Source organism: Candidatus Poriferisocius sp., assembly GCF_965214065.1.
Taxonomy (GTDB): Bacteria; Actinomycetota; Acidimicrobiia; order Acidimicrobiales; family Bin134; genus Poriferisocius.
The window spans coordinates 1,380,667-1,399,280 of record NZ_CBDCAT010000028.1 but is presented as its reverse complement, the minus strand read 5'-3'; the positions used below and the strand labels follow the sequence as shown (position 1 = coordinate 1,399,280).

Below are 18,614 nucleotides of genomic sequence, written 5' to 3'. Positions count from 1 at the left end.
TATGAGCGTGGCCGACCTCTCCCACAAAGGGCGGTTCGCGGTGCTGGCCATCGACCACCGCGACTCGCTGCGCAGCGTTTTGGCTCCCGACAACCCCGACTCCGTGTCCCACAATGACATCGTCGACCTCAAGCGCGACCTGGTGGCCGGGCTGGCCGCCGGAGCCACCGGGGTGATGCTCGAGCCCGAATACTCCATCCCCCAGCTGCTGGACGGCACGCTGCCCCCCGAGGTGGGCTTCACCGCGGCATTGGAAGCGCAGGGGTACATGGCCGATCCTGAAGCCGCCCCCGTCGCCCTTCTCGACGGTTGGTCGGTTCAGGCCGCAGCCGACTGCGGGGCCGCCGCGGCCAAGCTGCTGGTGCTGTACCGGCCCGACCGCCCCCACGCCGCGGCCCAAGAGCAGGCCGCAGCCGAAATCCTGGCCGAGTGCCGGCGGGTGGGCATTCCCCTTTTGGTGGAGCCGCTGTATTACGGACTGAACGATCCGTCGCTTCGCCCCCAGATCGTGCTCGACACCGTGGACCGGTTCGCCCCCATGGGATTCGACATCTTGAAACTGCCGTTCCCCATCGATGCCGACCACAACCCCGACCCAACCCGATGGGCCGCTACCTGTTCAGAGATCACCAACCGCTGCGACATGCCATGGACCCTGCTATCGGGCGGAGGCACTTTCGACAGCTACCACGCCCAGCTAGAGGTGGCCATGGCCTCGGGCTGCGCCGGATTCACCGTCGGCCGAGCCCTGTGGGGCGAAGCCGCATTAGCCCCCACCCCCGACCGCCCCAAAGTAATCGCCGACCTGATCGCCCCCCGCCTCGCTGCCCTGCGCGACTTGGTTGTCTAAACAGCCCCGCTCAGGCCGCGACCGCGCCGCCGGCTACTAGATCGCCTTGGTAGAAGACCACTGCTTGGCCGGGGGCTACGCGGCGTTGGGGGTGTTGCCAGTCGACTCTGCCCGCTTGGTTTACCACCCCGGATGCGGGGGTTCCATGGGCGCTTACTTGGATGTCAACCGGGCCATCGACCACTCCGTCAGCCCATTGGATATCAGTCACCTCTTGGGTTGGCGTGTATAGGTCCACGCGCCGTCCCACGGTTACACGGCCTGCGGGGATGTCCACATCGGTCACGTAGCGGGGCTCGTCGGTGCCGCCGAGGTTGAGGCCTCGGCGCTGGCCGATGGTCACGGCTTGAACGGCTTCGACTGAGCCCAATTCAGTGCCGTCGGCGTCCACCACGGTGGCCGGCGACTGGCCCAATCGACGGGACAGAAAGCCCTGTCGTCCCCCGGCCCGGTTGGCGATGAAACACACGTCCTGGCTGTCGGGCTTGGCCGAGTTCCGCAAGCCCAGATCAGCGGCCCGCTCCCTGACCTCGGCCTTGGTCAGTTGACCGATGGGCAGCAGCAGCCGAGACATCTGCTCTTGGCCCAGCATGTAAAGCACATAGGACTGGTCCTTGGCGTCGTCTACTCCGCGGCGCACTCGGAACCCTTCGCCCGATGACTCCAGACGGGCGTGATGGCCGGTGGCCACCGCGTCGAAGCCCAGCGCCTCGGCCCGCACCATCAGCTTGTCGAACTTGATGTGGCGGTTGCACTCGATGCAGGGGTTGGGCGTCAGCCCGACCGCGTGGTCATCCACATAGGGTGCCACCACCCGTTGATCGAAGGCATCGCCGAAGTTGAACACATGGTGCTGCAATCCCAACAGGTCGGCCACTCGGCGGGCATCCTCTACGTCGGACACCGAACAGCACCCGGTGTCCGACTCCCCTCCCCACAGCTTGAGGGTCACGCCTACCACATCGTGTCCCTGCTCGGCCAGCATGGCGGCAGCCACCGAGGAGTCCACTCCTCCAGACATGGCCGCCAACACTCGCATCGCTCAGCCTGTCCCCTAACCGGTTCCGTAGTCCCGGAGCCGGGCCACTGCGCCGGGGATCACCGACAGCGCCTGGTCGATATCGGCGTCGGTGGTCTCATAGCCCAGCGAAAGCCGCAGCGAGCCCCCGGCCAGGAACCGGTCGTAGCCCATGGCGGCCAGCACATGCGAAGGGTCCTGCGCCCCGCTGGAACATGACGACGCGGCCGAGGCGTACACCCCGGCGTCCTCCAACAGGAACAACAGCGCCTCCGACTCGATGCCCTCGAAGCACAGGTGAGCCGAACCGGCCACCTTGCCCGACCGCTCGCCGGTCTCCACTGTGCCGTCTACCGCGCCAACAACACCATCCACCAGCCGATCACGCAGTCCGGCCAGGCGTACCACCTGCTCGGCCCGGCTCTTCAGCACCACCTCGGCAGCCGCCGCCATGCCGGCGATTCCCGCGGCGTTGTGGGTGCCCGAGCGCAATCCCCGCTCCTGGCCACCGCCCAACAGCAGCGGCGACAGCTCCACTCCGTCGCGCACCACCAGCGCCCCTACCCCCTTGGGCCCGCCGAACTTGTGGGCGCTGACCGAGATCAGATCGGCCCCGGCGGCCAGCGAAGCCACATCCAGCCAGGGAAACGCCTGCACCGCGTCGGTATGCAGAACTGCTTGAGGCGCAGCCGAGCGCACCAACTCGGCCACCTGCTCCAAAGGCTGGACCATGCCGGTCTCGTTGTTGGCCAGCATCACCGACACCACGGTCACATCGTCGTCAAGGGCTGCGACCAGCGCGTCCATGTCGATCACCCCGGCCGCGTCCACCGCCACCACCCGGCCGCCCAGGTGCTCTACGGGCTCCAGCACGGCATGGTGCTCAATCGCCGAGCACACCGCCACACCGCCGACCTTCATGTGCCGACCGACCACCGCGAGGTTGTCGCCTTCGGTGCCGCCGCCGGTGAACACGATCTCACCGGGCTGCGAACCCAAGGCTTCGGCCATCACATCGCGGGCATCGTCGATCAAGCGGCGGGTGTCCCGCGCCATCCGGTGCGCGCCGGTCGGGTTGGCATACAGCTCCCGATGCAGCGGCGCCATGGCTTCAGCCGCCTCGGGGCAAAGCGGGGTCGAGGCGGCGTTGTCCAGATATGCGATAGCCCCAGATGTCATTGCCGCTCCATCGCCTCTACACCGATGGGAAAACCAGATCGTCGCGCTTGGAGCGCTTCAGCTCGGCGAACGACGGCCACTCGGCCAGCGTCACCACCGCATCCCACAGCCGTGTGGCGTCCTCAGAAGCGGGAACCTTGCTCACCACCGGACCGAAGAACGACGTCGTACCGTCGTTGTGATGGAAGGTGATGATAGGGGTGCCCACATCTCTCCCGGTGCGGCTCAGCGCCTCCAAGGTGGACTCCCGCAGCGCGTCGTCCAGCGACTTGTCCTCGGCTCGCTCAGACAACCCGCGGGGAAGTCCGGCCCGCTCCAGGGCGGCAGTCAAATGCCCATCGGAGGCGACTTCTCCCATCTCGGAGCGAACAACCCCGTCAGGATTCCAGATCGTGGATCCATAGGCGGTGTAAAGCTCACCGGCGGCGGTCGGGCCATGCTCGTCGCGGACGGCCTGGGCCACCCGCAGCATACGCCGACCCTTGTAGTGCAGTTCCTGGTAGCCCTCGGGAAAATCCTCGTAGTCGCTGTCCTCGTTGAGGATCGACAAGCAGATCAACCGCCAGTCCACTGCGTAGTCCCGCTGGCGGGCGACATCGGTCACCCACCGTGAGGTGATCCACGCGAACGGGCAGATCGGATCCCAGAAAAACTCGATGTCGGCATCAGACATGGCATAAAGCCTACGGCTTGGCCGCTGCGGTTCCCCCTGCAAACCGCTCTTAGACTGCCAGATAGACCGTCAGACCCACTTTAGAATCGCAGGCAATGGCCAAGATCCGGGTTTCCACCACCATCGAAGCGCCTCTGGGCGACGTATGGGAGTACGTGCGCCGAGTCGACAGCCACACCGAGTGGATGGCCGACGCCGAGTCGATCACCTTCCGGACCTCCCAGACCGAGGGGGTAGGCACCGCCTTCGAGTGCCTCACCAAGATCGGCCCCATCCGGCTCAAAGACGCCATGGTGATAATCGAATGGGCCGAGAAGAAGGCGATTGGCGTGCGCCACACCGGTTTGGTCACCGGCGAGGGGCGTTTCACCCTTGCCCCCGCAGGCACCGACCGCACCGAGTTCTGCTGGGCCGAGGAGCTTCAGTTCCCCTGGTGGATGGGCGGCTTGCTGGGGGACATTGTCGGGGCTCGCATCCTCGAGTGGGTGTGGCGCCACAATCTGAAGACCCTGCGGGCTCAGTTCTAGGCCCTCTAGAGCGCCTCCACCCTGCGGGCTCAGTTCTAAGGCGGCTAGAACGCCTCCACCCTGCGGGCTCAGTTCTAAGGCGGCTAGAACGCCTCCACCCAGCGGGAGGCGGCCCAGAGCGAACCGGCAAAAGAAGCTGCGGCCACCGCAGCGGCGACTAGCACCGGGGTAGCAGTGGTGTGCTGTTGCTTGCGAATGGCCTGAGCCGCAGCCGCCCCCACCAGTGCGCCACCGATGAGTCCGCCGATATGGCCACCCAGCGAAATTCCGTCAACGGTGAAGCTGATAACAAGGTTGACGACCAGAATTGGGCCTATCGGGGTCTGGAACAGGCCCACCCCTTGGGTCAGCAACATGGCGGCGTAGGCGCCCATCAGCCCGAATATCGCTCCTGACGCCCCCGCGACCAGCGAGTTGGGGGTCTCAATCAGCGCCCCAAAAGACCCGCATACCAATGAAGACAGGTACACCGCGGTGAACGGAACTCGGCCCAGCCACCTCTCCAGGAGCAGACCCAGGATGTACAGCGAGTACATGTTCACCGCGAGATGGAACACGCCGTGGTGCAGAAAACCGCCGGTGAACACCCGCCACCACTCGTTGTAGACGTCGATGGCCACCCCCACGGTGGCGGCTTCCACTACCAAGCCGTCAAGGGTGCTCCTGCCACCGAGGCTGTCCCCCATAGCAATGCCCACGATGAACACCGCCACGTTGGCGGCGATCAGCACGTAGCTGACGTACCAGGTGTCGGTTCTTTGCGGGACCATGCTCGATGAGCAGCTACAAGCCCACCGGCGAGCCGTCGCTCAGCAGGTTCTGGCCTGCGTTCACCACCTCGGTCACCCCGGGCACGCGGTCTTTGAGGATCCGCTCCACCCCGGCTTTCAGCGTGACCGTCGAGGCCGGGCAGCTCACACAGGCCCCTGTCAGCTCCACGGTGACCACGCCGGTGTCCTCGTTTACCTCTCGCAAGAAGATGTCGCCGTTATCGGCCTGCACCGCGGGGCGTATCGCCTCGATCACCTGGGCTACGGCGTTCTGCACGCCCCAATTGTCTCAGCCAGAACCCAATCCGCCAACCTTCCCGCTGAACTCTTCCGCCGATTCGGCCAGCGTCTGGCAGACTCCAACCCGTGGATGTACTGGCGCACCAGGGAGGTTGGGATGAGATCCTCTTGGTGGCCGCGCCTCTGGCCCTGCTAGCCGGCCTGCTGTTGTTGGCTAATCGACGGGCCTCACGCGGCGGACGTCGGGGCTCCAAAAGCGATCAGAAAACCAGCCCCGGCTAATCGTCAGGTGCCCCACGCGGCAGACGTCGGCCCCAAGAGCGCTGAGCTTGCCGGCGAAGTCCTCATAGCCCCGGTCGATGTGGTGGGGGTCGGACACCACGGTCACCCCTTCGCCCGCCAATCCGGCTACTACCAGCGCCGCCCCCGCCCGGATGTCGGACGCCCGCACTGGCGCACCGCTCAGTCGGTCCACCCCGCGGATTACCGCATGGTGGCCCTCGGTGCGGATATCAGCGCCCATGCGCACCAATTCGTCTACGTAGCGGAACCGGCCTGAGAAGAGATTCTCGGTAACGATCCCTACTCCTTCGGCCACCGACAGCATGGCCACCAGCAGCGGCTTGCAGTCGGTGGGCAGGCCTGGATACGGCAGGGTTGATACGTCGGCCGACCGCAAGCGCCCGTTGCTCATGGCCCACATCCCTTCGGAGTCCGACGAGGTTCGCACTCCCATCTCGCCCAGCTTGCGGCACGGCATTGCCATGTGGTCGGGTTGGGCGCCCCGCAGGATGATCTCCCCGCCAGCCACTCCAAGAGCGGCCAGGAATGTTGCCGCCTCTATCCGATCGCTCATCGCGGTGTGCTCGGCTGGGTGCAGTTCGTCCACACCCTCCACCATGATGGTGGACGTTCCCGCCCCGGATACCTGGCCACCCATGTGGTTCAGGAATCCGGCCAGGTCAGCGATCTCCGGCTCCCGGGCGGCATTGTCAATCACCGTCGTGCCCTTGGCCCGGACAGCAGCCATCATCACGTTCTCGGTGGCTCCCACACTGGGAAACTCCAAGAGAACCGGGCTGCCCACCAGATTGTCGGCGGTGGCATGTACATCACCCCCCGAGATCTCGAACCGACAGCCGATGGCTTCTAGCGCCGCGATGTGCATGTCGATGGGCCGGGGGCCGAAATCGTCGCCGCCGGGTAAGGCCACACGGGCGTGGCCGGCACCGGCCAGCAGCGGGCCCAGCACCGCGGTGGAGGCTCGCAACTGCTCGGTCAGCGCATAGGGCGCCTCGGGGGTGATGACCGCGGGGCAGTCGATGGTAAGGGCGTCGCCCAACCGTGTGACCGAGACCCCCATCGCCCGCAGCACATCGGCCATCACCGCGACATCGTCGATGTCGGGCACATTGCGGATCACCGAGGTTCCCTCGGCGAGCAGACAGGCGGCCATGAGCTTCAGCACTGAGTTCTTGGCCCCACCGATGGCCACCGACCCCTCCAGCGGACCGCGGGCCCTAACCTCGATCCGGTCCTGCTGATCGAAGTCCTCCTGCTGGACGCGCTCCACCCGACAAGTATGGTGCCCGCGCCCCCATCAGCGAAGTTATAGCCGCCGATGCCGTCACGGGGTATCTGTCGCTGAAAAGTAGACTGCCTCAAGCCCATGCCCCGAGTGATCTCTCGTCGCGTTCTGAGCGCCGATTCCGCCGATGCCGCACTGAACGGCCCCGACGGCCTGCTCACTCCCCGTTCCGACATCGTCTTGGAGCGCGCCGAGGCTGAGGGGATGTTCACCGCCGTGGAGGGACCGGTCGACCGCTACCGCCGCACGGTCACCATCAAGCCGATCGCCTCTGATCAGGTTGAGATAACCGAGCAGTTCGACTACCGGCTCGCCATCCCGGTTTGGCAGGTGCTCTTCACCGTCCCCATCAGCCGCGCCCTGCGCCGGGGACGGGACCTGCCCTGGTGGCACCCCCCGGACCGCTTCACCGCCCGCCAAGCTCGGATCGTTGCACTGCTGGCCACGCTGGCGGTGCTCGCCGGATTCTTGGGCACGCTGCTCGGCCAGACCATCACCTTTGCGCGAGAGGAGTTCGGGGAGAGCAAGTCAGCCGCCGGCGTCGCCCTGTCGCTGATCCGGCTTAGCATCCTGATCACGGTGGCAGTGGCCGCAATCGCCGACCGGAAGGGTCGGCGGCGCACCCTGCTGTATGCCGCTTCCGGGGCCATTGTGGCCTCGGCCGCCACATCCCTGGTTGGCGACCTAGCCGCTTTGACCGCGGTCCAGGCAATCTCCCGGGGACTGTCCCACGCCATGGCCCTGCTCATCTTTGTGTTCGCCCTCGAAGAAGCCCCGGCCGGCTCGCGGGCTTTTGTGGCGTCCATGCTCGGGATGGCCGCCGGGCTGGGTTCGGGAATCGCCGTCGGATCGGTGCCCCTGGCCGACCTGGGTGTTTCCGCGTGGCGGCTCAGTTTCCTGTTGGCACTGGCCGGACTGCCCCTGGTGTTGTTCGCAGCCCGCAGGCTGCCCGAATCCCAGCGTTTCGAAACGGCCCGTCGACAGCCTCGAACCCGCCCGCCCAAGCAGTACCGCTTCCGACTGGTGCTGCTGGCCGTGACCTCGTTTGCCGTGCTGGTGTTCGCCGCTCCAGCCTCTCAACTCCAAAACGACTTCTTGCGGGATGAGCGGGGCTTCAGCGCCACCAAGATCGCGGTGTTCACCCTGCTCACCGCCTGGACAGCGGGACCGGGCATGCTCATAGCGGGCAAGCTGGCCGACCTGCGGGGCCGGCGAGTCCTTGCCTCCGTCGGGGTCAGCGGGGGCGCGCTGCTCGCCCTGTGGCACTTCACCCTGGCCGGATGGCCCATGTGGGTTCTGATCGCCGCTGGGACCCTTTTGACCGCCACTACAGTGCCCACGCTGGGGGTGTACCGAGCTGAGATGTTCGGCACCATCCGCCGGTCGGAGTCCAATGGCCTCCTCGGCATAGCCGGTGTGGCCGGCAGTGCCGCCGGCCTGGCAGCCGCGGGGATAATGGCCGACGCCTGGGGCTATGGCACCGCGTTCAGCGTCTTGATAGCCGGCCCGATCCTCGTGGCCATCGCGGTGCTCCTGTTCTACCCCGAGACCACCAGACGGTCCCTAGAAGAACTGAACCCCGAAGACAGCTAGAACAGGCAGGCGGCTCCGAGGCCAGGGCTGGCCAGCCCGGTGGGAGCAACCGCTAGAGGCCCTCCAACCAGCCTGCCACCGCGGCGACGATCTCAGCGTCAGACTTGATGGGGCTGTGGCGCTCGCCTTTGAGCCACACCGTGGTCACCGGGCCTTTGATGGCCGGCAGATGCCGGTCGAACTCCTCGGGACTGCCGAAGGGGTCGCGATCGCCGGAGATGAAAAGGCAGGGAACGCCTATCTCTGGGAAATGCCCGGTCCGCAGATTCTCGGGCTTCTTCGGCGGGTGCAGCGGATAGCCCAACAGCACCAGCCCGGCTGCGGGCATCCCCTCGGCTACCGCCATTGAGCACATCCTCCCGCCCATCGAATGGCCGCCCAGCACCAGGCGGTCGGGCTCGGCCCCCAGCCGGGCGGCGATGGCTGGAATCTCCTCGCGCAAGAAGGCCAGCAGCTTGGGCGCCCGGTCAGGCGGTCGGCGGCCCTGGTTGCGATAGGGGAAGTTGACTCGCTCCACCGGCAGAGGCGCCAGCCCCTCGGCTATGGCCACCAGCGTGTGCTGGTCGCGGTCCCCGCCCGCGCCGTGGGTCAGCACCAGCCCGTCCACCGCCGGACTCCCCATCACATGAACCGGCGGAGGAGATCCCTGAGGTCAGTGGCGGCTTGTTTGGCCGCGGCGTCGCCTTCGGTCGGATCGGGACCGGCCACCAAGGCCTCCCGCAACCCGTCGGCGCCATCCAGCATGGCCCGCCAAAACTCGGCGTCGTACCCCCACGGCAAGCTGAGCTGCACTACTTGATCGTGGGCAATGGCGAAGTCCTCCACCGCTTTGGTGTCGGAAGTGTTGCGGCGAAGCCGGTCGGAGGAAAAGAACAGCGCCTCCAACACCTGATAGGGCTCCACGCCGGGCAGGCCTGGGCCGAACTGCCGCTGGGCGGCCGCGTTGATCATCAGGTCGAACAGGGCGTCCACCACTTCTTCGTCGGCCTCCCCCACCACCAAGTTGCCGGCGTAGTCCACCTCGTGGGCGATGCCCTCGCTCAACAGCTCGCTCATGACGTCGGCCTTTTGGGTGTCGTCGTAGTCCCCTAGTTCATAGACCACCGCAGGAATGCCCTTGTCGAGGTTAGGCAGGCGGGCCCGCAGAATCTTCTCCACCGCCTTGTCGACTTCCTCCTCGTCGGCCTCGCACACGATCAGAGTCGGGCCCAGCCAGGCGTGCTCCAGCCCGAGGGCCCGCAGCTCGGCCTCAAGGCCGTTGCGGGCGTCGTAGGCCCATTCGTGGAACTCATAGGCTATTTGCTCGTCGTCGGGGCCGCCCACCTCCTCGGCAGACTGCGGTGGCGAGGGAAAAGTGGCCACACCACATTCGGCGCACTCGGCCACATCTTCATCAAAGGAGGCACCGCATTGGAAGCACCAGACCATGCTGAACATGGTTTCAGACCACATCTGCCTGGTCGCATCGTCGCGGCAACACGGGCTAGGAACCACGAAGTAGGGGGTGCACAGCACTACGGTTGGGCAACGTGAACCCATCGCCCGAAACACCCGACCGCAACTTGGCTATGGAGTTGGTTCGGGTAACCGAAGTCGCAGCTCTGGCCGCTTCCCGATGGATGGGCCGGGGTGACAAAGAAGGGGCCGACGGCGCCGCAGTCGAGGCCATGCGGGTGCTCTTGCGAACGGTGCCGATGGACGGTGTGGTGGTGATCGGAGAGGGCGAGAAGGACGAGGCCCCCATGCTCTTCAACGGCGAGCTGATCGGCGACGGCACGCCCCCTGAATGCGATATCGCAGTCGACCCCATCGACGGCACCACGCTCACCTCGCTGGGCCGGGGCAACGCCTTGTCGGTCATCGCGGTGTCTGACCGGGGGACCATGTTCAACCCCGGACCCTGCGTGTACATGGAGAAGATCGCCTTCGGGCCCGAGTGCATGGGCTATGGCATCTCGCTGGACAATTCCCCCACCCGCAACCTCGAGCTGGTAGCCGAGGCCAAGAGCGAGGCGGTGCGGGATGTGACCGCGGTGATCCTCGACCGCGACCGCCACTGCGACCTGATCGCCGAGGTGCGCGACGCCGGGGCCCGTATCCGCTTGATCCCCGACGGTGATGTGGCCGGAGCAATCTCCACCGCCTGGCCTGACTCTGGGGCCGACATCCTGTTCGGCATCGGGGGAACCCCCGAGGGGGTTATCGCCGCGGCTGCCCTGAAGTGCATGGGCGGAGAGCTGCTGGGCCGGCTCTGGCCCCGCAACGACCGGGAGCGCAAAGAAGCAGAGAAACTAGGTCGAGACGTGACCCAAACGCTCACCGCCGACGACTTGGTCCAAGGCGACAACTGCTTTTTCGCCGCTACCGGAATCACCGACGGTGACCTGCTCAAGGGCGTCCACTACAGCAAGAACCACGCCAATACGCAGTCGCTGGTTATGCGGTCCAAGTCCGGCACCGTCCGGCTAGTCACCGCCGACCATCAGCTGGACAAGCTCAACAGCTTCTCCGCCATCGAGTTCGGCTAGTGGTGTGTCTTGGGTTTATTCGCGCGTGTCCTGCTAGGCATCGACGCCCCTCGCTGCGTTGCCCCTCCTTGCCGTACGCTCCAGGTATGGCTGCGTCGGTGCGTCTTGCGAGGAACGCTGCTGCCGTCGCAATCCACGGCGCTAAACCCAAGACACACCACTAGCGGCCTACAGGTCGGTTCGGAATAGGTAGCGCAGATCCCAATAGCCGTAGAGCGTCGGCGTGTAGTTGCCGAACACGTTGCGGACCGCACCCAGCCGCTCGCTGAGGGTGGTGAAGATCACCGGCACGTTCTCAGAGATGATGGCCTGTGCCTCCCGGTAGAGCTGCACGCGCCGGTCGCGGTCCAACTCGGTGCTGGCCTCGGTGTAAAGCTCATCGATCTCAGCCTCCCACTCGGTGGCGGGCTCGGCCTGATTGGGATGCCACAGGTGCAGCGATTCGCTGCTGTGCCACAACGAGATGCCGCTGTAGGGATCGCTGCCGCCGGTGAAGCCTATAACCATGGCCTCCCAGTCGTAGGTCGTGTCCAGCATGGACAACAGATGGGCCCATTCGACTACTTCCAATTCGACATCGAGGCCCACTGCGGCCATCCCGTTTTGGGCGATCTGGGTGATTTCGCCCCTCACGGTGTTGCCGTCGTTGGTTACCAGTGTGAACGAGATCGGGTTGCCGCGATCATCCTCGCGGACGCCGTCGCCATCGGTGTCCAGCCATCCCAGCCCGTCGAGTATCTCATTGGCCCTGTCCAGGTCGTAGGGGTACCGACTCACATCGGGATTGTGGAAATCGCCCGCTGCCGGGCTCACCGCTGACCACTGCGGATAGCCCAAACCGTGGTGGACTCCGTCGATCATGGCTGCCTTGTCCATGGTGTGGGCCACGGCCTGTCGGAATGCCGTGTTCTGGAACCAGTGCAGCTTTCCCCGATCGACATAGGGCTCACCGCCATCGTCGGACCCTGGATTCTGGTTGAGCATCAAGAAAGTCGTTCCAAAGCCGGGGCCCCTCCGGTGCAAGCTGAAGTCCTCCTGCTCGGCCAAAGGCTCAAGCAATGCGTACTCCTCCCCCAGCACGCCGTGGAAATCGCTGGTGCCGTCGCGGAACAACGCCAGCTCGTCTTCGTACTCATCCACAATCAGCCTCACCACCCGATCCAGATAGGGCAGGCGCCCGCCGGAGTCGTCGGTCAGCCAGTAGTCGGGGTTGCGCTCGTAGACAATCCGCTCGTCGGGTGTGTATTCCCCGATAGTGAACGGCCCGGTGCCGATGATCTCGGCGGGATCGGTATCGATGTCCCAGAATTCTTCAAAAGTGCCCGCGGCAATAGGCCCTTCCAGGATGTGCTTGGGGTATATGTGGGTGGTCATTGCCCGCAGAAACGGGGCATAAGGCTGGGGCAGAACGATCTCCACGGTGTGGTCGTCTAGTGCGGTCACCGTCATCGGCGACTCTTCCCAGTCACCGGTCTCGGAGTCCAAGTAGCGGAATTCGAAGGTGGAGCGGCTCGAGGCCTGGAAGTCGTCGCTGTAGATGACCTCGTTGAATGTGAACTCCACATCTTGAGCAGTGAACGGCGTCCCGTCGTGCCACTGCACGTCGTCGCGCAAATGGAATACCCAGCGCAAGCCGTCGTCGGAGCGCTCCCACGACTCTGCCAGCAACGGCTCGACCTCATCGGTAAGCCACGATGTCTCGGTGAGCCCCTCGAACAAGTACCCCAGCACCCGTGAAGTTCCGGCATCATTGGACAATTCGAAATTGAAGGTAAGCGGCCCTGAGATCGTCGCCAGCGTGAGGGTGCCTCCGTGGGCGCCTATCTCATAGGTGAACTCCTCGGCATTGCGGCGGAGTTCTTCCACAATGGCTGTGTTGGCTGCCTCCGCCGCGGAACCACTGGAGCAGCCGCTGGCGGGAACCAGCTGGGTGTCCACGCTGTACTTGCACCTGAACATGTTCAGCTTGGCTTCCAGAGCGGCAATCTGGCGGTCGCGGTCTGAGATGTCGGCTTCGGCGGGTTGCCCTACGGGGGGCGAAGGCGCTGCTGCGCTCTCAGCGGGAGCGCCGTGGGTACAGCCGCCGGATACCTGCTCGACCTCCTCGCCAAATAGGCAGCGGTACACGTCCAGCAGCGCCTCCTGGTCGGCAATCAGCTGGTCGCGGACTTGAATGTCGCTCAGCGACGGAGCGGCCGACGCTCCGGCCGTTGCCAGCGCGCCCACCAGGGCAACGGCCAGCGCGAGGGAGGACACCACTGAAAATATTCGTCTCACAGGCGACCACATTAGCCAACGCCCCACAGAGTTAACACCCAATAGGGCTCACACCCAACAGAGTTAACACCCAACCGGTTTGCCCAGCTCCCGGACTGGAGCGGCTGGGACCACTAGCGCCAGTTGCGACGGGCGTTCCAGCCCAGGATTGAACGGCGAATCCCGCGGGGAGCTTTGCTGGAGAATACGGCCAGCAGCCTGTTGTGAAGACCGGTGACAACCTCGGGCCGGGAATTGGCCGCCGCCCGCAATGCCTCAGCAGCAACGGCATCGGCGCTCTGCCACCCCGCCGAAGGCCAGTTTCCGAGGTCCCAGCGTCCTCGCTCATGGAACTCGGTACGGGTTAGCCCCGGCAAGACTGTGGTAACGGTCACATCGGTGCTCTTGTGCTCTTCGTGCAAGGCCTCCCCCAGGCTGGTGATAAAGGCCTTGGTGGCCGCGTAGACCGCGGTCATGGGGAGGCCCTGAAGCGAGGCCATGGAAGACACCAGCACTACCTGGCCCTTGCCTCGTGCAGTCATCGTCTTCAAAGCAGCATGGGTGAGGCGAACCAGCGCCAACACGTTGACCCCAATGGTCTCCGAAACCTGATCAGCCTCTTGGGCGTGGAAGGGGCCTTCATAGCCCAGTCCCGCGTTGTTCACCAGCAGGTCGATGGGGGCCTCGTCTGAAGCCACCCGATCTTCCACCGCGGCCAGCCCGGCCGGATCGGCCAAGTCGGCAGCCAGAACCTCCACTTCCAGACCCGAGCCGCCGGCCCGCAGTTCTTCGGCCAGCTCCTCCAGCCGGTCACCATTTCGGGCCACCAACACCAGATCAACCCCAGCGGCGGCCAGCTGCATCGCCATGGCCCGCCCTATTCCCGCGGACGCCCCCGTAACTAGCCCCCGTTCCCACTGCATTTCCCGCGACCTTCTCAAACCCATTCCCAGCAACCCTTTCGAGTGCGAAGCTGGCGCTCTCACGCTGGCAAAATACTGATAGTTCAGCTTACGACTGCGGTGTCGCTCAGCAGGGCTACGTTGTCGTGGGAGACTTCTACGAAGCCGCGCTCGACGGCGATGGAGGTCTTGGCGCCTTCGGAGGTGTACACCCGGATTTCGCCGGGCACTAGCACGCCCAAGAAGGGGACGTGGCCGGGCTGGAAGGCGATCTCGCCGTCGGTGGTGCGAGCCACCACCATCTCGGCCTCGCCGGTGTAGACGATCTCCTCGGGGGAGACGAGCTCTACGGTCAGGGCCATCGCTACTTCCTCGGCTCCGACGCTTCGCAACCCTCAGCCACAGCTAAGCCGCCTGGGCCTCTAGCTCGGCGGCTTTGCGGTGGGCGTCCTCGGCGCCGCCGACCATGAAGAAGGCCTGCTCGGGCAGGTCGTCGAGGTCGCCGTTCACCAGGGCCTCGAACGAGTCCACCGTCTCGTTCACCGGGGTGAATATCCCACCCATGCCGGTGAACACCTCGGCCACGAACATGGGCTGCGACAAGAATCTCTGCACCTTGCGGGCCCGGGACACAATCACCTTGTCCTCTTCCGACAGCTCGTCGAGGCCCAAAATGGCGATGATGTCCTGAAGCTCCTTGTAGCGCTGAAGGATCTCCTGCACCCTGCGGGCCACGCCATAGTGGCGGTCCCCCACCACCTCGGGGGTGAGGATGGTCGAGGTGGATGCCAGCGGGTCCACCGCCGGGTAGATGCCCAGCGCAGCGATGTCGCGGCTCAGCTCGGTGGTGCCGTCAAAGTGGGTGAACGAGGTGAACGGCGCCGGGTCGGTGTAGTCGTCGGCGGGCACGTACACCGCCTGGAGCGAGGTGATGGACCGGCCCCGGGTGGAGGTGATGCGCTCCTGGAGCTCGCCCATCTCGTCGGCCAGGGTGGGCTGGTAGCCCACCGCCGAGGGCATGCGGCCCAACAGGGTGGACACCTCTGAGCCGGCCTGCACGAAGCGGAAGATGTTGTCGATGAACAGCAGCACGTCCTGGTTCTGCACGTCGCGGAAATACTCGGCCATGGTCACCCCGGCCAGGCCTACCCGCAGCCGCACGCCGGGAGGTTCGTCCATCTGGCCGAACACTAGGGCGGCTTTGTCGAGCACACCCGACTCTTCCATCTCCAAGAACAGGTCGGTGCCCTCACGGGTGCGCTCGCCCACCCCGGCGAACACCGACACGCCGCCGTGCTGGGTGGCCACCCGGTTGATCATCTCGGTGATGAGCACTGTTTTGCCCACACCGGCGCCGCCGAACAGGCCGATCTTGCCCCCCTCCTTGTAGGGGGTGAGCAGGTCGATGACCTTGATGCCGGTCTCGAACATGCGGGTGGACGGCTCCAGGGAGTCGAAAGACGGCGCTGGGCGGTGGATCTCCCACTCTTCGCCCACGTCCAGGGTGCTGCGGTCGGTGTCGAGGCAATCCCCCACCACATTCCACACGTGGCCCAGGGTGACGTCGCCTACCGGCACGGTCATGCCCTGGCCGGTGTTGCGCACCACTGTTCCTCGGGTGAGGCCGTCGGTGGGCTTGAGGGCGATGGCTCGCACCCGTCCATCACCGATCTGCTGGGCTACCTCGGCCTTCACGGTCACGGTTTCGCCGTCGACGGTCACGTCGAACTCGAGGGCGGTGTTGATCTCTGGCAAGGCGTCCGAGGGGAATTCGGCGTCGATGACCGGGCCGGCGATGGCTACGACTCGGCCGTCTTTGAGGTTCTCCGACATCTGAACTTCTTCTCCTACTGGTTGGCGGTGGTGAGGAGATCGGCGATATCGCCGTCATCGTCCTCATCCTTGAGGGCTTCGGCACCGCCGACGATCTCCATGATTTCGGTGGTGATGGCGTCTTGGCGGGCCCGGTTCATGGCCCGGGTGAGCTTGGTGATCAGATCCTCGGCGTTGTCGGTGGCCGCTTTCATGGCCCGCTGGCGGTTGGCGTGCTCGGAGGCGGCCGCGTCCAGCAGCGCCGAGAACAGCCGCGACTCCACATACCGGGGAAGCAACGACTCCAGCACGCCCTCGGGGGATGGCTCGAACTCGAAAGCGGCCCGCACCTCGCCCGTTCCAGCGGCGGCGATCACGTCGATGCTCTCCAGCGGCAAGAAGCGCCGCACTGCCACCCGCTGGGTGCCGATGGTGAAGAACTCCATGTAGGCCAAAATCACCTCGTCGATATGGCCCGACTCGAATCGGTCGGCCACGATCTCGGCCACTTGGCGGGCGTCGTCGTAGCTGGGGGTATCGCTCATGCCGGTAAAGGACTCGTCGATCCGGTAGTTGCGGAACCTGAAGTAGTCCTGGCCCTTCTTGCCGATGAGCATTAGCGAGTAGTCGCGCCCTTTGGTCTGGGCGTCCATCAGCTCGCGCTCAGCAGCCTTGATCACCGAGCTGTTGTACGGCCCGGCCAGGCCCCGGTCGGAGGTGATGACTACGAACCCCACCCGGCGCACTGGATCGCGCCGCTCCAGCAGTGGGTGGGTGGCCTCAGCGCCACCGGCAGCCACGTCTTCGATGACGCTGGTGAGCTTGGTCGAGTAGGGCCGAGCAGCGTGGGCCCGCTGCTGGGCCTTGACCACTCGGGTGGCGGCGATCAGCTCCATGGCCCGGGTGATCTTCTTCGTCGACTGCACCGACGAGATGCGTCGGCGAAGCGCGCGCTCTTGTCCTCCGGGCATTACTCACCCACCTGGCAGCCACTCGCCCAACGGCGATAAGCCGGTTGGGGTCCACCCGGCATGGATCAGTCTTCCTCGGGGCGCTGGATGTCGGTCTCCGGCAGGGTGTGGTCGGCGTCGACCACACCGGCCTCTGCCGCGGCTTGAGCCTCCGCGTCGGGCGCATCGCCCGCGGGCTCGGCCGACGACTCGAATTGGGCGGCGAAGGCCGAAACCGCAGCCTCCAGCCCCTCTTCGTCCACCGCGCCGGATTCCACCACGGCCGACATCAGGCCGGCGTTGCGAGTCCGGACCCATTCCAACAGCTCTGCCTCGAAGCGGGCCACGTCCTCGACGGGAATGGTGTCGAGGTAGCCCCGGGTGCCGGCGTACAGCGACACCACCTGCTCCTCCACCGGCATGGGCGTTTGGATGCCCTGCTTGAGAAGCTCGGTGAGGCGGTAGCCGCGGTCGAGCTGGGCTTGGGACACGGCATCGAGATCGGAGCCGAAAGCGGCGAAGGCCTCTAGCTCTCGGAACTGCTGGAGGTCGGCCTTGAGCGTGCCCACCGCGGTTTTCATGGCCTTGATCTGAGCGGCAGAGCCCACCCGGGAAACCGAGATGCCCACGTCCACGGCGGGCCGCACCCCCGATTTGAACAAGTCGTCCTGCAAGAAGATCTGGCCGTCGGTGATGGAGATCACGTTGGTGGGAATGTAGGCCGACACGTCGCCGGCTTTGGTCTCGATGATGGGCAGCGCGGTCAGCGAACCAGCCCCCCGCTCGTCGCTCAGCTTGGCCGCCCGCTCGAGCAGCCGGCTGTGCAGGTAGAACACGTCGCCGGGATAGGCCTCCCGTCCCGGCGGGCGGCGCAACAGCAGCGCCATCTGCCGGTAGGCCTCGGCCTGCTTGGACAGGTCGTCGTACACCGCTAGGGCGTGGCCGCCGTTGTCCATCCAGTGCTGGCCCATGGCACAGCCGGCGTAGGGGGCCAAGTACTTGAACGGCGCTGGGTCGGAGGCCGGGGCCACCACCACCACCGTGTACTCCATGGCGCCCCGCTCGGCCAGCGTGGCCACCGCCTGGGCCACGGTGGAGGCCTTCTGGCCGATGGCCACGTAAATGCACTTCACCCCCTGGCCCTTCTGGTTCAAAATGGTGTCCATGGCCACGGTGGTCTTGCCCGTCTTGCGGTCGCCGATGATCAGCTCCCGCTGACCCCGACCGATGGGGATGAGCGAGTCGATAGCCTTGATGCCGGTCTGAATGGGCTCGTGTACCGGCTTGCGCCCCGTGATGCCTGGTGCCTGCACCTCCATGCGCCGGGTCGCGGCGCCCACGATGGGGCCCTTGCCGTCCACCGGCTCGCCGAGAGCGTTCACCACCCGGCCCAAGAGGGCGTCGCCAACCGGGACCGACAAAATGTCGCCAGTGGAGCGCACGGCCTGGCCTTCTTCGATCTCATCCACCTCGCCGAGCACCACTGCGCCGATGGAGCCCTCGTCGAGGTTCAGAGCCAGTCCGATGGTCCCGTTCTCGAACTCCAGCATCTCGTTCACCGCCGCGCCGGGCAGCCCGGAGATGCGGGCGATGCCGTCGCCCACCTCGGTGATCCGACCCACCTGGGCCAGCTCAACCTCGGGTTGGAACCCATCCAGGTTGCGGCGGATGGCCTCGGCGATGGAACCAGTGTCGATGGTCAGCTCTGCCATTGCTCTCCTCGGTAAG

18 protein-coding genes are annotated in these 18,614 nt (G+C 65.6%); 4 read left to right on the top strand and 14 right to left on the bottom strand.

Translation table 11 applies throughout. From position 1 onward, the window contains the following. Position 1 precedes the first annotated feature (1 nt). Positions 2-850, top strand: a complete 849-nt coding sequence (locus tag ACOOGG_RS17950; protein ID WP_420437562.1) for a hypothetical protein — start codon at positions 2-4, stop codon at positions 848-850. Positions 851-860: 10 nt separating this feature from the next. Here the strand turns inward: ACOOGG_RS17950 and mnmA are convergent, their stop codons facing one another. Genes mnmA through ACOOGG_RS17935 form a run of 3 tightly spaced genes read right to left on the bottom strand, consistent with a single transcriptional unit; the run spans position 861 to position 3,720 of the window. After that, on the bottom strand, positions 861-1,889 hold the full coding sequence (gene mnmA / locus ACOOGG_RS17945; protein WP_420437560.1) for a tRNA 2-thiouridine(34) synthase MnmA: 1,029 nt from the start codon (positions 1,887-1,889) through the stop codon (positions 861-863). 15 nt (positions 1,890-1,904) lie between these two features. Continuing rightward, positions 1,905-3,047, bottom strand: coding sequence for a cysteine desulfurase family protein (locus ACOOGG_RS17940; RefSeq protein ID WP_420437558.1), 1,143 nt, complete (start codon positions 3,045-3,047; stop codon positions 1,905-1,907). Positions 3,048-3,063: 16 nt separating this feature from the next. Then, positions 3,064-3,720: a hypothetical protein gene (locus ACOOGG_RS17935; RefSeq protein WP_420437556.1), complete on the bottom strand. Its 657-nt coding sequence runs from the start codon at positions 3,718-3,720 to the stop codon at positions 3,064-3,066. 95 nt (positions 3,721-3,815) lie between these two features. Here ACOOGG_RS17935 and ACOOGG_RS17930 point away from each other — a divergent pair, with 95 nt between their 5' ends. After that, positions 3,816-4,247, top strand: coding sequence for an SRPBCC family protein (locus ACOOGG_RS17930; RefSeq protein ID WP_420437554.1), 432 nt, complete (start codon positions 3,816-3,818; stop codon positions 4,245-4,247). An 83-nt stretch (positions 4,248-4,330) separates the two neighbouring features. Here the strand turns inward: ACOOGG_RS17930 and ACOOGG_RS17925 are convergent, their stop codons facing one another. The 3 genes from ACOOGG_RS17925 to murA all read right to left on the bottom strand — a co-directional run bounded on the left by ACOOGG_RS17925 (position 4,331) and on the right by murA (position 6,830). Further along, the gene (locus ACOOGG_RS17925) at positions 4,331-5,017 is read right to left on the bottom strand and encodes a rhomboid family intramembrane serine protease (protein WP_420437552.1); all 687 of its coding nucleotides are present in this window, start codon (positions 5,015-5,017) and stop codon (positions 4,331-4,333) included. A gap of 13 nt (positions 5,018-5,030) precedes the next feature. Further along, positions 5,031-5,294: a NifU family protein gene (locus ACOOGG_RS17920; RefSeq protein ID WP_420437550.1), complete on the bottom strand. Its 264-nt coding sequence runs from the start codon at positions 5,292-5,294 to the stop codon at positions 5,031-5,033. 177 nt (positions 5,295-5,471) lie between these two features. Then, on the bottom strand, positions 5,472-6,830 hold the full coding sequence (gene murA, locus ACOOGG_RS17915; protein ID WP_420437548.1) for a UDP-N-acetylglucosamine 1-carboxyvinyltransferase: 1,359 nt from the start codon (positions 6,828-6,830) through the stop codon (positions 5,472-5,474). 96 nt (positions 6,831-6,926) lie between these two features. Here murA and ACOOGG_RS17910 point away from each other — a divergent pair, with 96 nt between their 5' ends. Continuing rightward, on the top strand, positions 6,927-8,438 hold the full coding sequence (locus tag ACOOGG_RS17910; protein WP_420437546.1) for an MFS transporter: 1,512 nt from the start codon (positions 6,927-6,929) through the stop codon (positions 8,436-8,438). Positions 8,439-8,490: 52 nt separating this feature from the next. Here the strand turns inward: ACOOGG_RS17910 and ACOOGG_RS17905 are convergent, their stop codons facing one another. Together ACOOGG_RS17905 and ACOOGG_RS17900 are read right to left on the bottom strand one after the other, a co-directional pair. Beyond that, positions 8,491-9,045: an alpha/beta fold hydrolase gene (locus tag ACOOGG_RS17905; protein ID WP_420437544.1), complete on the bottom strand. Its 555-nt coding sequence runs from the start codon at positions 9,043-9,045 to the stop codon at positions 8,491-8,493. A gap of 14 nt (positions 9,046-9,059) precedes the next feature. Continuing rightward, positions 9,060-9,875 (bottom strand): hypothetical protein, encoded by an 816-nt coding sequence (locus tag ACOOGG_RS17900; RefSeq protein ID WP_420437543.1) that lies wholly within the window; start codon positions 9,873-9,875, stop codon positions 9,060-9,062. A 131-nt stretch (positions 9,876-10,006) separates the two neighbouring features. Here ACOOGG_RS17900 and glpX point away from each other — a divergent pair, with 131 nt between their 5' ends. After that, positions 10,007-10,966, top strand: coding sequence for a class II fructose-bisphosphatase (glpX, locus tag ACOOGG_RS17895; protein WP_420437665.1), 960 nt, complete (start codon positions 10,007-10,009; stop codon positions 10,964-10,966). A 168-nt stretch (positions 10,967-11,134) separates the two neighbouring features. On the opposite strand, the gene ACOOGG_RS17890 is transcribed toward glpX, so the two are convergent. The 6 genes from ACOOGG_RS17890 to atpA all read right to left on the bottom strand — a co-directional run bounded on the left by ACOOGG_RS17890 (position 11,135) and on the right by atpA (position 18,598). After that, entirely contained in the window at positions 11,135-13,243 is a 2,109-nt protein-coding gene (locus ACOOGG_RS17890; RefSeq protein WP_420437541.1) for an ABC transporter substrate-binding protein, read from the bottom strand. A 113-nt stretch (positions 13,244-13,356) separates the two neighbouring features. Further along, on the bottom strand, positions 13,357-14,145 hold the full coding sequence (locus tag ACOOGG_RS17885; RefSeq protein WP_420437663.1) for an SDR family NAD(P)-dependent oxidoreductase: 789 nt from the start codon (positions 14,143-14,145) through the stop codon (positions 13,357-13,359). 83 nt (positions 14,146-14,228) lie between these two features. Further along, on the bottom strand, positions 14,229-14,486 hold the full coding sequence (locus ACOOGG_RS17880) for a F0F1 ATP synthase subunit epsilon (protein ID WP_420437539.1): 258 nt from the start codon (positions 14,484-14,486) through the stop codon (positions 14,229-14,231). Between the two features lie 43 nt (positions 14,487-14,529). After that, positions 14,530-15,957, bottom strand: a complete 1,428-nt coding sequence (gene atpD / locus ACOOGG_RS17875; RefSeq protein WP_420437537.1) for a F0F1 ATP synthase subunit beta — start codon at positions 15,955-15,957, stop codon at positions 14,530-14,532. A gap of 14 nt (positions 15,958-15,971) precedes the next feature. Continuing rightward, positions 15,972-16,907 (bottom strand): F0F1 ATP synthase subunit gamma, encoded by a 936-nt coding sequence (locus ACOOGG_RS17870; RefSeq protein ID WP_420437535.1) that lies wholly within the window; start codon positions 16,905-16,907, stop codon positions 15,972-15,974. A gap of 65 nt (positions 16,908-16,972) precedes the next feature. After that, complete coding sequence (gene atpA, locus ACOOGG_RS17865) at positions 16,973-18,598, bottom strand: F0F1 ATP synthase subunit alpha (protein WP_420437533.1); 1,626 nt, start codon at positions 18,596-18,598, stop codon at positions 16,973-16,975. Positions 18,599-18,614 lie beyond the last annotated feature (16 nt).

What these genes read in the sequence shown, in the direction of transcription:
- ACOOGG_RS17950 (WP_420437562.1), top strand. Translation starts at nt 2, where the DNA reads ATGAGCGTGGCCGACCTCTCCCACAAAGGGCGGTTCGCGGTGCTGGCC.
- mnmA (WP_420437560.1), bottom strand. Translation starts at nt 1,889, where the DNA reads ATGCGAGTGTTGGCGGCCATGTCTGGAGGAGTGGACTCCTCGGTGGCT.
- ACOOGG_RS17940 (WP_420437558.1), bottom strand. Translation starts at nt 3,047, where the DNA reads ATGACATCTGGGGCTATCGCATATCTGGACAACGCCGCCTCGACCCCG.
- ACOOGG_RS17935 (WP_420437556.1), bottom strand. Translation starts at nt 3,720, where the DNA reads ATGTCTGATGCCGACATCGAGTTTTTCTGGGATCCGATCTGCCCGTTC.
- ACOOGG_RS17930 (WP_420437554.1), top strand. Translation starts at nt 3,816, where the DNA reads ATGGCCAAGATCCGGGTTTCCACCACCATCGAAGCGCCTCTGGGCGAC.
- ACOOGG_RS17925 (WP_420437552.1), bottom strand. Translation starts at nt 5,017, where the DNA reads ATGGTCCCGCAAAGAACCGACACCTGGTACGTCAGCTACGTGCTGATC.
- ACOOGG_RS17910 (WP_420437546.1), top strand. Translation starts at nt 6,927, where the DNA reads ATGCCCCGAGTGATCTCTCGTCGCGTTCTGAGCGCCGATTCCGCCGAT.
- ACOOGG_RS17900 (WP_420437543.1), bottom strand. Translation starts at nt 9,875, where the DNA reads ATGTTCAGCATGGTCTGGTGCTTCCAATGCGGTGCCTCCTTTGATGAA.
- glpX (WP_420437665.1), top strand. Translation starts at nt 10,007, where the DNA reads ATGGAGTTGGTTCGGGTAACCGAAGTCGCAGCTCTGGCCGCTTCCCGA.
- ACOOGG_RS17885 (WP_420437663.1), bottom strand. Translation starts at nt 14,145, where the DNA reads ATGCAGTGGGAACGGGGGCTAGTTACGGGGGCGTCCGCGGGAATAGGG.
- ACOOGG_RS17880 (WP_420437539.1), bottom strand. Translation starts at nt 14,486, where the DNA reads ATGGCCCTGACCGTAGAGCTCGTCTCCCCCGAGGAGATCGTCTACACC.
- atpD (WP_420437537.1), bottom strand. Translation starts at nt 15,957, where the DNA reads ATGTCGGAGAACCTCAAAGACGGCCGAGTCGTAGCCATCGCCGGCCCG.
- ACOOGG_RS17870 (WP_420437535.1), bottom strand. Translation starts at nt 16,907, where the DNA reads ATGCCCGGAGGACAAGAGCGCGCGCTTCGCCGACGCATCTCGTCGGTG.
- atpA (WP_420437533.1), bottom strand. Translation starts at nt 18,598, where the DNA reads ATGGCAGAGCTGACCATCGACACTGGTTCCATCGCCGAGGCCATCCGC.